We start from the raw sequence: 19,429 nt of genomic DNA, 5'->3' as shown, positions 1-19,429 counted from the left end.
CGGGGCGGTTCGTGCGGGCCCCGCGGTCGCCTGCCACGTGCCTCGAATACCGTACTGCGCCGCCTACTCCGCGTGGCCGCGAGCTTCCAACTCCTCGGCGATCGCGGGCGCGGTTTCGTGGAGGTCCGCGACGATCGCGTAGTCGGCCTTCTGCATGATCGCCGCCTCGGGATCGGTGTTGATCGCGAGGATGTTCTCGGCGCCCTTACACCCGACCATGTGCTGGACGGCGCCGCTGATCCCACAGGGAACGTACAGTTCGGGGGCGATCTTGTTTCCGGTCTGGCCGATCTGGTCGTCGTGGGGGCGCCACCCCTCGTTGACCGCCGCCCGCGAGGAGCCGACCGCGGCGTTGGGGACCCGCTCGGCCAGCGCGTCGATCTCCGAGAAGTCGCCGTCGGTGCCGCGACCCCCGGAGACGACGACGCGGGCCTCCGCCAGCGGGATGCCCTCGGCGTCGGACTCCTCGACGCGGTCGAGTTTGACCCGGAGGTCCGACGGTTGGAGGTCGGGCGTGAACGTCGACACCGCGGCCGGGTCGCCCCCGGTGTCGGCGGCCGACAGCTCGTTTGCGGCGACCGTGAGCAGGTTGGTGTCGGCGTGGAGTTCGGCGTGTTCGATCAGCGTGCCGCCCCACCGCTGGCGGGTGATCTCGTAGGCGTCGCCGACGTCGACGTCGGTGACCTCCGCGGCCATCGTCTCGTCGAGCTTCGCGGCGACGTGCGACAGCGTCTCCGCCCCGCGGTCGGTCCCGGGGGCGATCACGGTCCCCGCGCCGGACTCCTCGGCGTACTGGACGATCGCCCGGGCGTACCCCTCCGGCGCGTACCCGTCCAGGTCGCCGTGGTCGACAGTCGTCAGCGACGCAACCCCGTGTGCGCCGAGTTCCGCGGCGACGCCCTCGGCGTCGGCGCCGAACGCGATCGCCTCCAGCGACTCGCCCTCGGCGTCGGCGACGTCGCGGGCGAGCGTCAGCGCCTCCAGGGAGACGTCGTCGACGCCGCCGTCGTCGTATTCGACGTAGGTGAGCACCATCTCAGACCACCTCCAGTTCCTCGAGGACGTCGACCGCCTCGCCGGCGGCCTCGGGGCTGTCGCCGAGGATCTCGGCGGCGCTGTCGTCGGTCTCGGGGACTTCGAGTTCGACCAACTCGAGGCCGTCGTCGTACGATTCGGCCGCGACGGTGTCGACGGAGGCCTTCCGGGCCTGCATCTTCGCCCGCATCGAGGGGTATCGCGGATCGTTCAGCCCCTCCTTGACCGTCACGACGGCTGGCAGGTCCACCTCGAACACCTCCGCGCCGCCGGGGATCTCGCGTTCCGCCACGAGGGTGTTGCCGTCGAGGTCCAACTCCTTGATCCCGGTGACCGCGGGGAGGCCGAGCTCCTCGGCAACCCGGACGCCGACGTGGTGGTTCGCGGAGTCGGCGGACTCGTTGCCGAAAACCAGGAGATCGAAGTCGGCGTCGGCGGCGTCGACCTCGTCGGCGATCGCCTTCGCGGTCGCGACCGGTCCCCGCTTCTCGCCGTCGGTCTCGACGAGGATGCCGTCGTCGGCGCCCATCGCGATGGCTTCTCGGAGCTGTTCGGTCGCCTCCGGGCTCCCCATCGTGAGCGCGGTGACGTTGCCGCCCTGCTCTTCGACCAGTTGGACGCCCTCCTCGACGGCACACTCCTCGTGGGGGCTGATGGTGAACCCAAGCGAGGTGGTGTCGATGTCCGTTCTGTCCTCCGTCAGGCTGACTTTTGCGCCCGTTTCCGGCACGCGTTTGATTGCGGTGAGTATCTCCATTGTGTGTGCTCAGTACTCGTTGCGGAACAGCCGCGCGTTGTCCGGGTCGAACACGCCGCCGTAGCCGGCGACCTCGACCTCGACGGGGTACTGCTGGCCGAAGTACTCGACCTGTAGCTCCCGGCCCTCCGTGGCGTACTCCCGCGGCAGGTACGCCATCAGGAGGTGCTTGCCCACTGACGGGCCGGTGCCGGCGGAGGTGACGTAGGACCGCCGCCCCTCGTCGTCGATCAGGACGTTGCCGTCCCCGTCGAGGATCGGCTCGCCGCCCGTCATGAACCGGGGCTCGCCGCCGTCGGGGGCGTGGTCGGTGACCGACATCGTACACAGGGTTGCGGCGGTCTCCGAATCGAGCGCCTCGGCGTAGGCCTCCTTGCCGACGAAGTCTTCCTCTTTGACCCCGTGGAGCGTCAGGCCGGCCTCGGCGGGGTTGTAGTCGATCTCCAGTTCCGCGCCCATCAGCCGGTAGCCCTTCTCCATCCGGCCGGTCTCGCCGTAGACGCCGGTGCCGACCGGGCGGATGTCGTACTCCTGGCCGGCCTCGTAGACGGTGTCCCAGAGGCGCTGGCCCTTCTCCATCGGGCAGTACAGCTCCCACCCGAACTCGCCGACGTAGGAGATGCGGAACGCCTTGACCTCCACCGGACCGACGGTGACGTCCTTCATCTCGGCGAAGTCGAAGCTCTCGGCGCTCATCTCCTCCTCGGTGATCTCGTCCAGCAGGGCCTCGGCGTTCGGGCCCCACACGCCCAGCGTACACAGCTCCGAGGACCGGCCGATCAGTTCTGCGTCGCCCTCCAGATGCCGGCCGAACCAGGTCTTGTCCTGGCCGGCGTGGGCGCCGCCGGTGATGACGCGGTAGTGGTTGTTTCCGAGCCGCGCCACCGTCAGGTCGGAGACGAAGCCGGCGTTGGGCGCCAAGACCGGAGTATACACCGACTCGCCGGGATCGAGCGACTGCATCTCCGCAACGCAGATCCGCTCCATATTCTCCGCGGCGTCGCCGCCGACGACGTCGAAGATCCCGAACCCGGTGTCGCCGATCATCCCGACGTTGTCACGCAGATGGAGGTGCTCGGCGAGCGTGATCTCCGACCACCACCGGCTGTCCCACTCGTTGGGACGGCGCAGCCCCTCGATCTCCTCGTCGTACTCCTCGACGAGGTCCTCGTTGGACTCGAACCACCGGGGGCGCTCCCACCCGCCGGCCTCGAAGAACTCGGCGTCGAGCTCCTGTTGGCGGTGGTAGAAGCCGCTGGTCCGGAGCGGCCGGGTGGACTGCCACTGCTCGCGGGGGTGGACGATGCCGTAGATCTTCTGGAACCCCTCGTGGGCACGGCTCTCGACGAACGCATCGGTCTCGCCGTACTCGTCGAACCGGGCGACGTGGTCGTGGGCAACGATGTCGATGTCGGGGTGGCCCTTCGTCATCCACTTCGAGACCTCCCGCGCGATCGCGGGCGCCTCCTTGATCCAGATGGCGGCACACGACCACAGCCCATCGACCTCCGGGATCGGGCCGAGAAGCGGGTGGCCGTCGGGCGTCACCGACAGCAGCCCGTCGATGGAGTGACGGATCCCCGCGCCGGGGTCGTCGAGGACCTCCGGCACGATCTCTAAGGCGTGCTCCATCGACTGCTCGAAGGCGTCCTCGGTGAGCGGCGGCTGGGTCGGCGACAGCGGCGACTCCTCGATCGAGGGGACGTCCTCGACGTCCCAGAGGATCGGGCGGTGCTCGTAGGAGCCGACCTCGAGGTCGTTGCCGTGTTGGCGCTCGTACATCCGCGAGTCCATATCCCGGACGACGGGGTAGTTGATCTCGCCTTCGGTGTCCTCGAAGAACTCGATCGGCCCGACCGAAACAAGCTGGTGGACGGCGGGCGTCAGCGGGATGTCGACGCCGGCCATCTCGGCGATCTTGGGGCTCCACAGCCCGGCGGCGATCACGACCTCGTCGGCCCGGACCGTTCCGCGGTCGGTCTCGACGGCGGCGATCTCGCCGTCCTCGACGTGGAGGTCGGTCACCTCGGTGTTGGGGGCGGTCCGGAGCGCACCCGCGTCTTTGGCCTGCTGTCGGTACAGCTCGCCGGCGCGGAGCGGGTCACAGGTGCCCGCGCCCTTGCTGTAGAAGCCGCCCTCGACGATGTCGGTGTTGACGAAGGGGACGAGTTCCCCGACCTCCTCGGCGGTGAGGAGTTCGGCCTCCTCGCCGAACGCCTTCGCCGAGACGACGCGGCGCTTCAGCTCCTCCATCCGCTCTTCGGTCCGGGCGACCTCGATCCCCCCGGAGTTCTCGAAGACGCCGAACTCCCGGTAGATGTCCCGGCTCTCGGAGGTGATTTGGGTCATATCCTTGCTGTGCTCGACCGGGAAGATGAAGTTCGAGGCGTGGCCGGTCGAGCCGCCGGGATCGGAGAGGGGGCCCTTGTCGATCAGGAGGATGTCGTCGCGTCCCCGCTCGGCGAGCTCCCCGACGAGGGAGCTGCCGACGATACCAGATCCGATGACTACCGTACCCGCGTTCGACGGGAAGTCGTTCGTGCTCATTGGTTTCGGTTGCGTTGGGTTCCCTCACTGTGGCGCTATCCGGTCGCGAGTCCCGTGCGTTGCGCCGAACGTGTTCCCCGTCCGGCGCATACGCTATGCTTCCCGAATCTCGCATATTTAATCACGTGATCAAAAATCAACCCTATTTTATACGCGCGGCTGGCGACCGCGGCGGGCTCGAACACCCAGACCGGCCCGAGAGGCGGCTACAGCCCCGCGAACACCAGGAACGGGAGTACGAACAGCAGCACGAACATCGCGACCAGTCCGACCCCGTAGCTGACGGCGGTCGCGGCGCCGGCGACCCACGCGGGGTGGTCGAAACGGGCGGGCACGTTCATCTGCCTGTTTTGGATTGAGGGCCACGCGAACAAAACAGTACTGCCCACACCGGTGCGGCGACGAAACCGATACTCGTTGCGTCGGTGCGGACGTCCCCCGCGTCGGCCGGTATCTTCGGTGGCCCGGTCACGATCCGGACACCGGATGGCGAACCACAATATAACAGTAAAAAGACACGATGAGGTTCGTGCGTCCCGGCCGGCCGGTACCGGCGTGCCGTGGACGCGGGTCCCTCCGTCCGGCCGAAATCGGGGATGTCGGCGACGTGTGCGGCCGTCACGCTGCCGGGTTTGCCCCCCGTTCGTGGCAACTTTTATTCCGAGATTCGAGAATCACGGACGTATGGTCGCAGACGGAACCGTCACCAGGGAGACGTTCTGGCAGATCAGCCACGCGGGCAAGATACTGTTCTACGTCCTTGCGGCCGTTGCGATCCTGATCTTCGTCTACGGCGTCTACCGGCGGGTCGCCCGCTACACAGAGGGGACCGACGACTGGTTCGACCGGCTCGACGACCTCCCGACCCGGATCGTCGAGGCGACGCGGATCACCCTCTCGAACCGGAAGCTGTTCGACCGCGACACCGCCGGCGGCGTGATGCACGCGTTCATTATGTGGGGGTTTCTCACGCTCCTGATCGGGACCACCATCCTCGCGATCGATATGGACGTCTACCGGCCGCTCACCGGCCTGACGGGCCGGGAGCAGTCCTTCTTCGTGGGTGATTTCTACCTGTCGTACTCGCTGGTGATGGACGCGATGGGGCTGCTGTTCGTCGTCGGCGTCGGCGTCGCGCTCTACCGCCGGTACGCCGCGCGGAAGTGGCGGCTCCGGGGCAAACACACCACCGTCGAGGACGACCTCTTCGTGTGGACGCTGTTCCTCCTGGGCGTCGGCGGCTACCTCGCGGAGGGCGTCCGCATTCTCGGGACCGGTTTCCCCGCCTTCGAGACGGTGAGCTTCGTCGGATGGTTCGTCGCGGACGTGCTCGCGCTCGCGGGGATGAGCCAGTCGACGGCGGCGGCGATCTACCCCGCCGTCTGGTGGTCCCACTCGCTTTTGGCGCTGGCGTTCGTCGCGGCGATCCCTTACAGCAAGCCGTTCCACATGCTCTCGTCGTACGCCAACATCGTGACCCGCGACGAGAAGGCGGGCGCGCGGCTGCCCGGGATCCCGGCGGATCTCGACGCCGACACGGGTGCCGAGAGCATCGACGACTTCTCCTGGAAGGAGCTGCTCGACCAGGACGCCTGTACCAAGTGTGGCCGGTGTTCGGCGGCGTGTCCCGCCGAGTCGTCGGGCCGAAACCTCGACCCGCGGGACGTGATTCTCGACCTGAAACAGTACCGCGAGCGGCGCGATGCTGGCGAGGCCGAGGCGATCGACATCGTCGCCGACGGCGGCGAGAGCGTGGTCGACGCGGAGACGATGGAGTCGTGTATGGCGTGTATGGCGTGTATGGACGCCTGTCCCGTCGATATCGAGCATTTGAAGTCGTTCACCCGGATGAACCGCCAGCTCACCGACACCGGCCAGGTCGACTCCAACGTCCAGGACACCTTCGACAACGTGATGATGATGGGCAACACCTTCGGCGACCCGCCGGACGAGCGCGCCGACTGGGCCGACGAACTCGAGTTCGACATCACCGACGCCCGCGAGGAGGACGTCGAGTACCTCTGGTACGTCGGCGACTACCCCAGCTACGACGAGCGCAACAAGAAAGTCGCCCGGTCGCTGGCGAAGCTGCTGGAGCGCGCCGACGTGGAGTACGGCATCCTCTTCGAAGAGGAGAAGTACGACGGCAACGACATCCGCCGGCTGGGCGAGGAGTTCCTCTACGTCGACCTCGCGGGCCAGCACGTCGAGCAGTTCGAGGACGTCGACCCCGAGCGGATCATCTGTACGGATCCCCACTCCTACAACACGTTCACAAACGAGTATCCGGAGGTCGACTACGAGGCGTTCGCCGACGAGCCGCTGCTCGACTTCGAGTACGACGGCGAGTGGAACCAGGATGGCGAGATCGAGGTGCTCCACTGGACCCAGGCGGTCGAGGAACTGGTCGACGACGGCCGACTCGGGCTCTCCGGCGACGAACTCGACTACACCGTCACCTACCACGATCCGTGCCACCTCGGGCGGTACAACGACGAGTACGAGGCCCCGCGGGAGCTCATCCGCGCCACCGGCGCGACGCTCTCGGAGATGCCCCGGAACCGCAACGAATCGTTCTGCTGTGGCGGCGGGGGCGGCGGTCTCTGGATGGACATCGACGAGGAGACCAAACCCAGCGAGGAGCGGATGCGTGAAGCCTTGGAGGACACCGACGCCGGCGACGCGGTCGAGAAGTTCGTGGTCGCCTGCCCGATGTGTATGACGATGTACGAGGACGGCCGGAAGACCGGCGGCTACGAGGACGACATCGAGATCGTCGACGTCGCGGAGCTCCTGGTCGAGGCGATCGAGAGCCGCCCCGACCCCGATGCGGCGGCGGGTGCGACCGCTGCCGCCGACTGACAGGCGCTCGCCCCGCCGGTTCGAGCGCCCCGCCCGCCGGTCCGGCGTCTCCGTCCGCCGACCCCTCCCACGACATATCGGGGATCCGAGACCCGGGGAGCGGGTGGAAACCCGCCGATCACCCCGGTTCAGCCATCGTTTCCCGCCGTGGCTCGGAAAACTATTTCCCAGTGGATCGTGTCAATCTCATTGCTCCAGGCCGATGTACCAGACAATACTCATTCCGTACGACGGGAGCGACGAATCGGAGAAAGGCGCGACACACGGGCTCGAACTCGCGGCCGCGCTCGACGCCGACGTTCAGGGCATCTACGTCATCGACCTCCCCGGCGCCCCGCGGGCGCTGTCGCTCCGGGACGACGAAGAGCGGATGCGCGAGGAGTACCGTGAGTACGGCGAGAACATCCTCGACTCCCTCGGCGACCGGGCCGCCGAACACGGCGTCGGGTACTCCTCAACGATCCGCACGGGCACTCCCAGCGAGGAGATCGTCGACTACGCCGAAGCCGAGGGAATCGACGCCATCGTGATGGGATCGGCCTACCGGGGGAAGATCGGCGGGATCCTCGGCAGCACGATGGACAAGGTGGTCCGGACCGCGGCGGTGCCGGTGATCACCCAGCGGATGCAGATGGACGAGGTGTAACCGTACGCGACGGGCTTCGCCCGTCGATCACCACTCCGTCGACCCGCATAGATGCCCGCGAACCCGCCACAGCCGCCGGACTCACACCAGCCGGCTTTCGCGAAAGTAGATCACGAGACTGGCGCTGAAGAAGCTCACGCCCGCGGCGGTGTACCGCCCCACCGACAGCGCGTAGAGCGCAACCCCGAAGAGCACGACCACGAGGACCGCAGCGACGGTGGCGAGGTAGTTGACCATACCCCGGTGCCGGCGTGAATCGGTATAATACTGTCGTCATACTGTCAGCGACGCTCGCGTGACGGCATCCGACAGCAGCGGGTACCGGCACGCCGACATCGTCAGAAGTCGTGTCTGAACTCCCAGTGGTACCGGCAGGAGTGACACGTCGCCCACTCCGGCACGTCGATGGACTCGGGGTGGCGCTGGCCGTGCTCCATCTCGTCGCCGCAGACCGGACACCGGAGGTACTGCAGTTCGAGGTCGGTGAACTCCTCGTGGGAGTGCTCCGCAACGCACCGGGGACAGTCGATGTCGTCGTGTGGATGTCGCTGTACCACGTCGCTGTCGCACCGGGAACACCGGAGCATCGCCGGCGGCCGGGAGCCCCACCCCACGTCGCCGTCGATCGTCGTCGTGCTGGTCTCGGGACTCGACAGACGAAACCCGGCGTTGTCGGGGTTCTTCTGTAACGGTGCGAGGATCCGGAGCCCGGCCCGCCGGAGCCACCGAACCACAACAAGTAACGATTCGATCACTGTGTGTCCGTATGGGCCGTGTCTACCTTAATGCCACGCAGGTGTGCACTCCGGCTCCGCGAGCAGACACTCTATGTGACGCGTACGCGCACTCGGTGTGCGTGTGCGCTTCCTACATACCAGTACATATCCTGGTTTCCCGTCCCGTAGCCGGCCAGAACCGCGAGGCGTTCGATATGATAAAACTACCCGCCAGTCGCTGTCCGGCAACGCTCAATTCCTTCCTAACGGGAGTTTCAGACCCTGGAGACCATCTCCCTGCCCAACCTTTATTATAATATAGCGATTGCTATGTTGTGAGGTAGTGTACCATCCCACTCAGGAGTGAGCCAATCACACCACACGGTAACGGGGCACGCCCCCGAGACGACGTACAGTTCGACGACCGGAAACGGGGAGCGGACCACTCCGAGGGGGTAAGCGAACGGAAGCGTCCGTTGCGGCAGCAGCACATATGATCACGAACAAACACCGGAGAAGCGAAACGGAGGTACCGTATGTCAGGTAGCGACGACACCACCGGCGAGATGTCCGACGGACTGCAGGTGGAGCTGTTCCACCCCGACTCCGACCGGGAGCCGGGTGACACCAACATCCAGAAGTTCGGGTTCGACGTTCACCCGATCGTCTTCCCGATTGCGCTGGTAATCATCGTCGCGTTCGTCGCGGCGACGATCCTGCTCGGCGACGCGGCGGCGTCGGTGTACAGCGACATCTTCACGTTCATCAACAGCACGTTCGGGTGGTTCTACATCCTGGCGGTGAACCTGTTCATCCTCACGATCGTGTACTTCGCCGCCAGCAAGTACGGGTCCATCCGTATCGGCGGCGTAGAGGCCGAAAAGGAGTTCAGCGACTTCTCGTGGATGGCGATGCTGTTCAGCGCCGGGATGGGGATCGGCCTGATGTTCTTCAGCGTCGCCGAGCCGATGTGGCACTTCGGTAGCAGCGCGTCGGACTTCATGGTCGTCCCGCCGGCGTTCGAGGCCTCGGGCGGCACGGCGGCCGCGGCGTCGGCCGCGATGGCCCAGACGTTCTTCCACTGGGGCTTCCACCCGTGGGCGATCTACGGGCTGGTCGCGCTGGGGCTGGCGTTCTTCTCGTTCAACCGCGGCCTGCCGCTGACCTTCCGGTCGATCTTCTGGCCGCTGCTCGGCGAGCGGATCTACGGGTGGCCGGGCCACCTGATCGACCTGGTCACGGTGTTCGCGACGCTGTTCGGCCTGGCGACGTCGCTCGGTCTCGGCGTCGCACAGGTCAACACCGGACTCAACTACGTCTTCGGGAACCTGCTCGGGGTCGCGAGCGTCCCCACGGGAACGATTCCGCAGGTGCTTCTGATCGCCGGCATCACCGGAATCGCGACGCTGTCGGTCGCAGCCGGCCTCGATGGCGGCGTCAAACGGCTCAGCACCGCGAACCTCTACATCATGTTCGCGATGCTGGCGTTCCTGTTCATCGTGGGACCGACCCTCTACATCCTGGGCACGCTGTCCGGCGGGCTCGGCGCCTACCTCCAGAACTTCCTGGAGCTCAGCTTCTTCACCGGCATCGTCGGTGGCGGCGCCGCCCTCGGCGGCTACACCGTCCAGGGCTGGATGGGGTCGTGGACCGTCTTCTATTGGGGCTGGTGGATCGCGTGGTCGCCGTTCGTCGGGATGTTCATCGCGCGGATCTCGAAGGGCCGGACCGTTCGTGAGTTCGTCCTCGGGGTCCTCGTGCTCCCGTCGATGTTCTCGTTCGTGTGGCTCTCGACCTTCGGCGGCTCCGCGCTGTTCGTCGAGCTTCAGGGCGGCGCCGGCATCGCGTCGGCGGTCGCAGAACAGGGCCAGACCGTCGCGATGTTCGCGATGCTGAGCAACTTCCCGCTTGCTCCGGTCTCGGGGCTGCTCGCGACGCTTCTGGTCATCACGTTCTTCGTCACGTCGTCGGACTCGGGGTCGCTGGTCATCGACCACCTGACCTCGGGCGGCAAGCACGACGTGCCGAAGGTCCAGCGCATCTTCTGGGCGGTCACCGAGGGCGCGGTCGCGGCGGTCCTGCTCGTCGGCGGCGGCCTCAGCGCGCTCCAGACGGCCGCGATCACGACCGGGCTCCCCTTCGGGGTCATCCTGGTCCTGATGTGTTACACGGTGTATCTCGGGCTCCAAAACGAGTACGAGATCCTCGAATCCGAGGAGTTCGCGGATCGGATCGAGGACCTCACCGATCAGGACGAAGTCGACATCGTCACCACCGGCGACGAGACGGTCACCGAAATCAGAGGCGGCGAGACGGAGGGCGGCGACTGAGCAGCCGACCCTCGCCGCGACGCTCCGACGTACGGAACTGAACAACTGATTCGTTTTCGCCGACCGCCCGTTCCCGGGGGGTCGGTGCTTCCGCACTCCCACACCGAGCGGCTGCGCCGTCGCGCATCTACGCTACGAACCGTGGCGTCAATGCTTTCACACAGGGCAGCCGCGTCGTCGACCGCGACTCCCGTCGAACGGTGCTCCCGGCCCCCGGCCGGCGTCGGTGTCGCTCAGTAGTACTTCCACTCGTCGTCGTCGTCGCCGTCGGCCCGCCGCTGGACGCCCTCCCCGCCCGCGTCGTCGTCGGGCCACTCGATGCCGTCGCCGGTCAGGCTCTGGTAGGCGAACCCGACCAAGGCGGCGAGCATCACCGCGAGCATCACCGCCCCCGCGATGGTCACGAGCTGGGTGAGCATCTCGACGGGGAGCTGGAGTACGACCATACACCCACGTACGCTCCCGTCCCCTATCAGCCTTCCCTGGCCTGGCGTTTCGCGTTGTCCTCGTGGACCCAGCGTTTCACCGGTCCGCCGAGCCCGATCGCCGCGACGACGAACCACGCGACGGTGCCGGGCAGTGTGGGCAACGCCAGGACGGCCACCGCGCCGACCAGTCCGGCGGCGGCCACGCCGAGGAACGGATCCCGGAAGCCGGCGGCGTCGGCGAGCCACGTCCCCAAGACGGCGTACCCGACCCCGCCGAGCGACAGCAGGATGCCGATCAAGGCGAGGCCGCTGACGGTTGCCACCGCCGTCGCCCCGACGCCGACCCTGGAGAGCTGGCTGAACGCGTACGCGCCGAAGAAGGCCACCAGGCCGTACGCCATCACACCGTAGACCGCAGACACGAGCGGGTTCGCCGTCGACGCCTCGACCGCGTCGTCGACGCGGCCGCCGTACCGGTACACCACGAACCCCCCGACGAGCGTGCTCGCGAGGAACGCGGCCATCGCCCGGGTCGGCGGCGAGGACCCGAGTCGGGCGACCGGCTCGAACGCTTGCAGCGGGAGCGCCGTCGCCGGTCCTACCGTGGCCGCGGTCTGACACAACACACCGGACCGTAGTGCGGCCGGGTGTGAAAGCCTATCGGAGCCGGCTCACTCCCCGCCGATCCCGCCGGTCACGGTCCGGATCGCCGCGACGTTCTCGGCGACGTCGTGGACTCGGACCACGTCGGCACCCCGGTCGGCCGCGATCGAAGTCGCGGCGATCGTCGGCGTCAGCCGGTCGTCGCCGGCGACGTCGGCCCCCGCGAACATCGACTTCCGGGAGTGGCCGATCATCACCGGACAGCCCAGCGCCGAAAACTCCCCGGCGCGGTCGATCAGCTCGTGGGACTCGGCGGCGACCTTCCCGAAGCCACAGCCCGGGTCGACCACGATGCTGTCGCGGTCGACGCCCGCGCGCTCGGCCCGGAGGATCTGCTCGGTCAGTTCCTCGAGGATGTCCTCGACGACGTCGTCGTAGACCGGATCGTTGTCGGGATCGACCGGGACGGAGTGGCTGTGCATCAGGATCAGGCCGGCGTCGTGCTCCGCGACCACCCCGGGCATTGCCGGGTCCGCGAGTTCGGAGACGTCGTTGACGATGTCGGCGCCCGCTTCCAGGGCGGCGTCGGCGACGGCCGCCTTCCGGGTGTCGACCGAGATGGGGGCGTCGAGGTGGTCGAGCCGCTCGATCACCGGCACCACCCGGTCGATCTCGGTGTCGATCGGGACGGGCTCGGCGCCCGGCCGGGTGCTCTCGCCGCCGACGTCGATCACGTCGGCGCCCGCGTCGAGCATCGCCTCCGCGCGGTCGACCGCGGCCTCGACGGCCTCGTACTTCCCGCCGTCGTGGAAGCTGTCGGGCGTGACGTTGAGGATCCCCATCACCGCGGTGCCGTCGTCGGCGATCGGCCCCAGCCGCGCGTCGGCGGTCCGGCCGTTCGGATCGAGTTGTTCCGCCAGCTGTTCGGCCACGCGGCGGAGCCCCAGCCCCTCCGCCGACAGCGTCCGCGCGAGTTCGCGGAACTGCGTGGTCGTCCCCGAAAGCACCGTCGCGACCAGCTTCTCGGGGCTGCCGGCGTCCGAGCGGTGGCACTGGCCGCCGATCGACGACAGGTGCTCGGCCACGCGCTCGGCTTGGTCCGGGCGGAGGTGGGTTCGGAACAGCCGGCGATCGACGTCGGCGGCGGTCACGGGGCCGTCGCGTTCGGGGCGCTCCGGTCCCCCGGTACCGGTTCCGGTGGCCGCGTCGGCGCCGAACGCGGCGCCGACGAACGAGTTTCCGGTGTGTGTCGTTCGCGTGCGGGCGGTGGGCACGAGCAGCCGCGTCCACCGGTCCCGCGCCTCCGCGACGGCGTACAGCGACCCGGTGACGAGCACGAAGTCGTCGGGGCCGGCGGCGGCGATCGCGCGCTCTGTCGCCTCCGGCACCGACGGGACGGTCTCGACGCCGTCGGCGTACCCCGAGAGCGCGTCGGCCAGGACCGCGGGGTCCTCGGCGCGGTCGAGATCCGGCCGGGTGGCGTACGCTGCCGTGATCTCCGGGTACGACTCGATCATCCGCTCGTAGTCCTTGTCGGACATCGCCGCGAAGACCAGATGGAGGTCGTCGTAGTCGTACCGTCCGACGAGGTCGGCGATCGTGGCCGCCGCGCCGGGGTTGTGCGACCCGTCGAGGACGATCATCGGGTCCCGGCTCATGATCTCGAAGCGGCCGGGCCAGGTCACCGACCGGAGGCCGGCAGCGATCGCGTCGCGGTCGGCGTCGGCGACCTGGCGGGCGAGCGTCGCGGCCACGCCCGCGTTGGTGGCCTGGTGGGAGCCTAAGAGTGGGAGGTTGGCGTCGACCGACCACCCCGGGCCGCGGATCGAGACCTCGCTTTCCACCGGCGACCGCATCCCCGTCTCGACCGCGACCACGTCGGGGTCGGCGTCGTCCGGGCCGACGGTGACGACGTCGGTGAGCTCCCGGATCGCCGCCAGGGCGTCGCCGTCGGCGCCGGTGACGAGCGGCGCGTTCTTCGGCGCGACCTGGGCCTTGTCGCGGGCGATCTCCTCGACGGTCTCGCCCAGGAGTTCGGTGTGCTCGAGGCTGACGCTCGTGACCGCGCTGGCGACCGGGTCGACCGCGCTGGTGGCGTCGTACCGGCCGCCGATCCCGACCTCCAGGATCGCCACGTCGACGTCCAGTTCGCTGAAGTGTCGGAGCGCGACCGCGGTCAACACCTCGAAGTGTGTGGGCTCGTCGTCGTCCGCCCGGAGCCGGTCGATGCAGGGGACCAGTTCCTCGGCGTACTGCGACAGCAGCGATTTCGGGATCTTCCGTCCGTCGACGCGGAGTTGCTCCCGGAAGTCGTTCAGCCCCGGCGAGGTGAACAGCCCGACGCTCACGCCAGCGTTGCGGAGGACGCCGTCGAGCATCCGCGCGGTGCTGCCCTTCCCGTTCGAGCCCGCGATCTGCACGCAGTCGACGTCGAGGTGGGGGTCGCCGAGGTGCGACAGCATCCGGGCCGTCGTGTCGATCCCGAGTTTCGGCCGGCGCTGTTGAAACGAGGTGAGATAGTCCGCGGCCGCGTGGTAGTCCATACGCCGTACTCGGCGTTGGTCACCTGATTAAGGTGTCGGGGACGGGCCGTCGCGGGGGCCGGTCGCGCCCCCGCTCGGGGTCGATCCCGGTCCGCGCCCGCGCGATCCTTCACGCGCACCTCATCCTCACGCCGAGTGAGCGCGTCGCGCGCGCCGGCCGCACCCGCCGGGCTCCGGAAACGCGTCGTATCGGCGCGTTGGTACGTTCGCGACCGCTCCGTGGTGACTTCGGTACCCTTAGGTGATCCCCTGCGGGACTGGCGGGTATAATGTCAGACGACGACGGCGGGTTCCCGACAGACTACGAGATCGCGAAATCGGCCGAAAAAGAGCACATCACGGACGTTCTGGACTCGTGGGGCATCGGGAGCGAGGACCTCGAACTGTTCGGCGATTACAAGGCCAAACTGAGCCACGACGCGGTCACTCGGCTCCGCGACAACGCCGAGAACAAGGAGGGCAACCTCATCCTCGTGACGGGGATGACGCCGACCCCGATGGGCGAGGGCAAGACCGTCACCACGGTCGGCCTCGGCCAGACGCTCAACCACGTCGGCGAGGACGCGATGATCGCGATCCGCGAACCGTCGCTCGGGCCGGTCTTCGGCGTAAAGGGCGGTGCGGCGGGCGGCGGCTACTCCCAGGTGCTGCCGATGGAGGACATCAACCTCCACTTCACGGGCGACCTCCACGCGCTGACGTCGGCGCACAACCTCATCTCGGCGATGCTGGACGCGAAGATCTCACAGAGCGACGAGTTCGACCTCGACGTCAACGACGTCTCCTGGCCGCGCTCGATGGATATGAACGACCGCGCGCTCCGGAACATGGTCGTCGGCCTCGGGGAGAGCGGCGGCACGCCCCGCGAGGATCGCTTCCTCCTGACGGCGGCGTCGGAACTGATGGCGGTGCTGTGTCTCGCCGAGGACCTCGGCGACCTCAAGGAGCGCGTCGCCCGGATCATCGTCGCCTACGAGAAGGACGGCGGCGTGATCACCGTCGACGACTTAGACGCCACGGGCCCGGTCACGATGCTCCTGAAGGACGCGATCAAGCCGAACCTCGTCCAGACGATCGAGGGCACGCCCGCGTTCGTCCACGGCGGTCCGTTCGCGAACATCGCCCACGGCACCAACTCCCTGATCGCCGACAAGACGGCGTTCGGGATGGGCGATTATCTGGTTACGGAGGCCGGGTTCGGCTCCGACCTCGGCGCCGAGAAGTTCATGAACATCGTCTGCCGGCTGGGCGATATGACCCCGAACGCGGTCGTGCTCGTCTCGACCGTCCGCGCCCTGAAGTACCACGGGATGGGGATGTGGCCCGCCGACCTCGACGCGGTCACGGAGGCCGGCGTCGAGGAACTCGAAGCCGGCTTCGAGAACCTCGACAAACACGTCGCGAACCTCCAGAAGTTCGGCGTACCCGTCGTGGTCGCGTTGAACCGCTTCCCCGACGACTCCGACGAGGAGGTCCAGGCCGTCCTCGACCACTGCCGGGAGGACCTCGGCGTCCGGATCGCCGAGTCCAACGTCTTCGCGGAGGGCAGCGAGGGCGGCGTCGACCTCGCGGAGCACGTGATCGAGGCGGCCGACGAGGCCGACGAGGACGACTTCGACCACCTCTACCCCGACGAGGCGTCGATCAAGGAGAAGATCGAGACGGTCGCAACCGAGGTCTACGGCGCGGAAAGCGTCAACTACGTCGGTAGCGCCGAGGACGACATCGCGCGGATGGAAGAACTCGGCTTCGGCGACATGCCGGTGTGTCTCTCGAAGACGTTCCACTCGTTGAGCGATGACGCCTCGAAGAAGGGCGCGCCCTCGGGGTGGGAACTTGACGTGCGCGAGCTGTACCCCTCCGCCGGCGCGGGCTTCCTGGTCGTGCTGACGGGTGACGTGCTGGATATGCCCGGCCTGCCCGCCGAACCTGCCGCGGCCGGGATGGACATCGACGAGGACGGCAACATCAGCGGCCTGTTCTAAGCCGGACGGGGCGGTCGCGACGCGGTCTTTTGCCGCTGCTCACGCTACTCCTGACCGAGCACCCACAGCGTCTTGTAGAGGTCCCACAGCGAACAGTCACACCGTTCGGCGACCGCCCGATAAGTTTCCAGATACCGTTCGTAATCCTCAAGTGTCGGCGGGTCCGGGTAGTCGGCGTCGAGTTCCCCGGCTGCCCGGAGCACTCCCCACTGCCGGTCGTCGACGACCACGTACCGTTCGGGGTCGATGAACTGGCAGAACGCCGACCCGATGGGGACGTCGACGCCGGCGAGCTCGGTCAGGTGCGCCAGCATCTCCGCGGCGTCCTCGGCGTCGACGGCCGCGGAGATAGCGTCGTGGACGTCCTCGTAGTCGTTGTCGCCGTAGGCGTCCTCCAGCGCCCGGCGGTCGCGGTTCGGGAACCCGCCCAGGAACCGGCGGCCGTACCACTGGACGACCCACTCGGCGTCGCGCCACCCGTAGTCGCCCCCCTCGAACGTTTCCGGGAGGAGCTCGCGGTGCTCCTCCTCGACGGTCGACAGCGCCTGTACCTCCGGGTATTTCTCCGACTGCTCGGCGACGACGTCGGCGGTGAGGTCCATACCTCGACTACTCCCGCCGCGCGCCTCAACGTTTCCCTCCGTCGCGGCCGGGCGACCGCAGTCCGCGGCTCCCTGGACTCAACCCATCGCACGCCCGACAGTTCCACGGCCCGAATCCGCCGAACAGCCCGCCGCCGCCGGGTGTGAGGAAAGATTCATACTCGTGGCCGGGGTCGTCTCTAGACGAGATGACCGAACACGCGGAGGCAAAACACTATGTCAAGTGAAGAACAGGAACCAGTCAAGACGATCTGTCCGTACTGCGGTGTGGGTTGTGGCATCAAGATCGCACAGGACGACGAGGGCGAAGTCTCGTTCCGTCCGTGGGGTGATGCGCCGGTCAACGACGGTAGCATCTGCATCAAGGGCGGCGCGGCGACGCAATCGGTCAACCACGAGGACCGCTTGACCGACCCCCTGGTCCGCGACGACGACGGTGAACTCCGCGAGGCGTCGTGGGACGAGGCCTACGAGGTGGTCGTCGAGAACATGGAGCGCATCCGCGAGGACCACTCCGCGCAGGGCGTGGGCTTCTACGGGTGTTCGAAGGCGATGAACGAGGAGAACTACCTCATCCAGAAACTGGCCCGACGCTACGGCACCAACAGCGTCGACACCTGCACCCGGATGTGCCACTCCTCGACGGTGTACGCCCTCAAGAACAGCCTCGGCGAGGGCGCGATGACGAACAGTATGGCCGACCTCGAAGAAGCGGCCGACGTGTTCTGGATTCAGGGCGCAAACCCCGGCGAGCAACATCCCATCGCCAACAGCCAGTACTTCCGGCAGGCCGTCCTCGAAGGGGCGACGGTCATCCAGGTCGACCCCCACGCCAACAAGACCACGCGGTCGTTCAAGATCGACGAAACCGACCGCCACATGCACCTCCAGCTCGAACCGGGGACCGACATCCCCCTGCTGAACGTCGTCATCAAGACCATCCTCGAAAAGCACGAGGAGAACCCCGACGAGGGCTGGATCGACGAGGAATTCATCGAGGAGCGCACCGAGGGCTTCGAGCACCTCACGGAGACCCTCGCGGACTTCGACAAGGAAGCGGCGGCCGAGGAAGCCGGCGTCCCGCTGGAGGACATCGAACGCGCCGCCGAGAAGTACGCGATGGCGAACAACGCCGCCATCTTCACCGGGATGGGGATGAGCCAGCACACCTGCGGCGTCGACAACGTCCAAAACGAGATCAACCTCGCGCTGATCACGGGCAACCTGGGTCGACCGGGGACGGGCGTCAACCCCCTGCGCGGCCAGAACAACGTCCAGGGCGCGTCGGACGTCGGTGCGATGCCGAACGTCCTCCCGGGGTACCGTGACGTCTCCGATCCCGAGGTCCGTGCGGACGTCGAGGAGGTCTGGGACTTCGAGATCCCCTCGGAACCCGGCCTGACGAACGTCGAGGTCTCCCACGAGATCGGCGACACGATCCACGGACTCTACATCATGGGGGAAAACCCCGTGATGAGCGAACCCGACACCAACCGGGTCGAGGAGCGCCTCGACGAACTCGACTTCATGGTGGTACAGGACATCTACAAGACCGAGACCGCCGAGTACGCCGACGTGATCCTTCCCGCAACGTCGTGGGCGGAACGCGACGGGACGGTGGTCAACACGGACCGCCGGACCCAGCGGATGCGCGGCGTCGACAAGGTCCACCCGAACACCAAAGACGACCTCGAGATCCTCTGTGACGTCGGCAACCGCTTGTTCGGCGACGGCTCCTTCGACTTCGACGGCCCCGAGGCGGTCTTCGAGGAACTCCGGCAGGTCGCCCCCATCTTCCACGGGATGACCTACGATCGCCTCGGCGAGGAGGGGATCCACTGGCCCTGCTACGAGCCCGGCGACGAGGGCGCTGACTACCTCTACGACGACGGGTTCACCACCGAGAGCGGTCTCGGCCGGATCGAAGGCGTGAGACACCAGCCGCCCAAGGAGACCCCCGACGAGGAGTACCCGCTCATCCTCACGACGGGCCGCATCATCGAACACTACAACACCGGGACGATGAGCCGACGCTCCGAGACGCTCAACCGCGTCGAACCGGAGAACTTCGTCGACGTCCACCCGAACGACGCCGACCGCTACGGCATCGAGGACGGCGACTACGTGACGCTCAAATCCCGGCGCGGCGAGATCGAGGTCGAGGCGCGGGTCACCGAGGACACGAAGGAGGGCACCGTCTGGACGACGCCGCACTTCGCCGACGCCGCGGGCAACCGCCTCACCAACGACGTCCTGGACGAACGCGCGAAGATCCCCGAGTACAAGGCCGCAGCCGTGGAGATCGAGGTCAGCGTCACGACCGACGACGCCGAGGCCGACGCCGCCGACGCGCCCGCGGACGACTGACCCACCGC

Annotated in this window: 15 protein-coding genes; 5 read left to right on the top strand and 10 right to left on the bottom strand. The window is 67.6% G+C overall.

From position 1 onward, the window contains the following. Positions 1-63: 63 nt before the first annotated feature. The 4 genes from H5V44_RS10295 to H5V44_RS17830 form a co-directional block, all read right to left on the bottom strand. Positions 64-1,035 carry an electron transfer flavoprotein subunit alpha/FixB family protein gene (locus H5V44_RS10295; protein WP_185193027.1) on the bottom strand — a complete coding sequence of 324 codons (972 nt, stop codon included), beginning with the start codon at positions 1,033-1,035 and terminating at the stop codon, positions 64-66. A 1-nt stretch (position 1,036) separates the two neighbouring features. Next, a complete protein-coding gene (locus H5V44_RS10290) occupies positions 1,037-1,792 on the bottom strand; it encodes an electron transfer flavoprotein subunit beta/FixA family protein (protein ID WP_185193026.1) in 756 nt (251 codons plus the stop codon). A gap of 9 nt (positions 1,793-1,801) precedes the next feature. Beyond that, positions 1,802-4,339 (bottom strand): GcvT family protein, encoded by a 2,538-nt coding sequence (locus H5V44_RS10285; RefSeq protein WP_185193025.1) that lies wholly within the window; start codon positions 4,337-4,339, stop codon positions 1,802-1,804. 206 nt (positions 4,340-4,545) lie between these two features. Then, a complete protein-coding gene (locus H5V44_RS17830; RefSeq protein WP_281381256.1) occupies positions 4,546-4,680 on the bottom strand; it encodes a hypothetical protein in 135 nt (44 codons plus the stop codon). 343 nt (positions 4,681-5,023) lie between these two features. Here H5V44_RS17830 and H5V44_RS10280 point away from each other — a divergent pair, with 343 nt between their 5' ends. Further along, the gene (locus H5V44_RS10280; RefSeq protein ID WP_185193024.1) at positions 5,024-7,201 is read left to right on the top strand and encodes a heterodisulfide reductase-related iron-sulfur binding cluster; all 2,178 of its coding nucleotides are present in this window, start codon (positions 5,024-5,026) and stop codon (positions 7,199-7,201) included. 202 nt (positions 7,202-7,403) lie between these two features. Next, the gene (locus H5V44_RS10275; protein ID WP_185193023.1) at positions 7,404-7,847 is read left to right on the top strand and encodes a universal stress protein; all 444 of its coding nucleotides are present in this window, start codon (positions 7,404-7,406) and stop codon (positions 7,845-7,847) included. Between the two features lie 81 nt (positions 7,848-7,928). On the opposite strand, the gene H5V44_RS10270 is transcribed toward H5V44_RS10275, so the two are convergent. Next, a complete protein-coding gene (locus H5V44_RS10270) occupies positions 7,929-8,084 on the bottom strand; it encodes a hypothetical protein (RefSeq protein ID WP_185193022.1) in 156 nt (51 codons plus the stop codon). A 101-nt stretch (positions 8,085-8,185) separates the two neighbouring features. Continuing rightward, a complete protein-coding gene (locus H5V44_RS10265) occupies positions 8,186-8,581 on the bottom strand; it encodes a hypothetical protein (RefSeq protein WP_221625675.1) in 396 nt (131 codons plus the stop codon). A gap of 518 nt (positions 8,582-9,099) precedes the next feature. On the opposite strand from H5V44_RS10265, the gene H5V44_RS10260 reads away from it, so the two are divergent. Next, a complete protein-coding gene (locus H5V44_RS10260) occupies positions 9,100-10,893 on the top strand; it encodes a BCCT family transporter (protein WP_185193020.1) in 1,794 nt (597 codons plus the stop codon). A 233-nt stretch (positions 10,894-11,126) separates the two neighbouring features. Here H5V44_RS10260 and H5V44_RS10255 read toward each other — a convergent pair whose 3' ends face one another. Genes H5V44_RS10255 through folP form a run of 3 tightly spaced genes read right to left on the bottom strand, consistent with a single transcriptional unit; the run spans position 11,127 to position 14,467 of the window. Further along, positions 11,127-11,339: a hypothetical protein gene (locus H5V44_RS10255; protein WP_185193019.1), complete on the bottom strand. Its 213-nt coding sequence runs from the start codon at positions 11,337-11,339 to the stop codon at positions 11,127-11,129. 26 nt (positions 11,340-11,365) lie between these two features. Continuing rightward, positions 11,366-11,947 (bottom strand): hypothetical protein, encoded by a 582-nt coding sequence (locus H5V44_RS10250; protein ID WP_185193018.1) that lies wholly within the window; start codon positions 11,945-11,947, stop codon positions 11,366-11,368. A 45-nt stretch (positions 11,948-11,992) separates the two neighbouring features. Continuing rightward, positions 11,993-14,467: a dihydropteroate synthase gene (folP, locus tag H5V44_RS10245; protein ID WP_185193017.1), complete on the bottom strand. Its 2,475-nt coding sequence runs from the start codon at positions 14,465-14,467 to the stop codon at positions 11,993-11,995. 269 nt (positions 14,468-14,736) lie between these two features. On the opposite strand from folP, the gene H5V44_RS10240 reads away from it, so the two are divergent. After that, entirely contained in the window at positions 14,737-16,452 is a 1,716-nt protein-coding gene (locus H5V44_RS10240; protein WP_185193016.1) for a formate--tetrahydrofolate ligase, read from the top strand. Between the two features lie 44 nt (positions 16,453-16,496). On the opposite strand, the gene H5V44_RS10235 is transcribed toward H5V44_RS10240, so the two are convergent. Further along, the gene (locus H5V44_RS10235) at positions 16,497-17,054 is read right to left on the bottom strand and encodes a hypothetical protein (RefSeq protein ID WP_185193015.1); all 558 of its coding nucleotides are present in this window, start codon (positions 17,052-17,054) and stop codon (positions 16,497-16,499) included. A gap of 216 nt (positions 17,055-17,270) precedes the next feature. Here H5V44_RS10235 and fdhF point away from each other — a divergent pair, with 216 nt between their 5' ends. Further along, entirely contained in the window at positions 17,271-19,421 is a 2,151-nt protein-coding gene (fdhF, locus tag H5V44_RS10230) for a formate dehydrogenase subunit alpha (RefSeq protein ID WP_185193014.1), read from the top strand. Positions 19,422-19,429 lie beyond the last annotated feature (8 nt).

The organism is Halobellus ruber, assembly GCF_014212355.1.
GTDB lineage: Archaea > Halobacteriota > Halobacteria > Halobacteriales > Haloferacaceae > Haloquadratum > Haloquadratum rubrum.
This window is presented reverse-complemented; position numbering and strand designations above follow the sequence as displayed.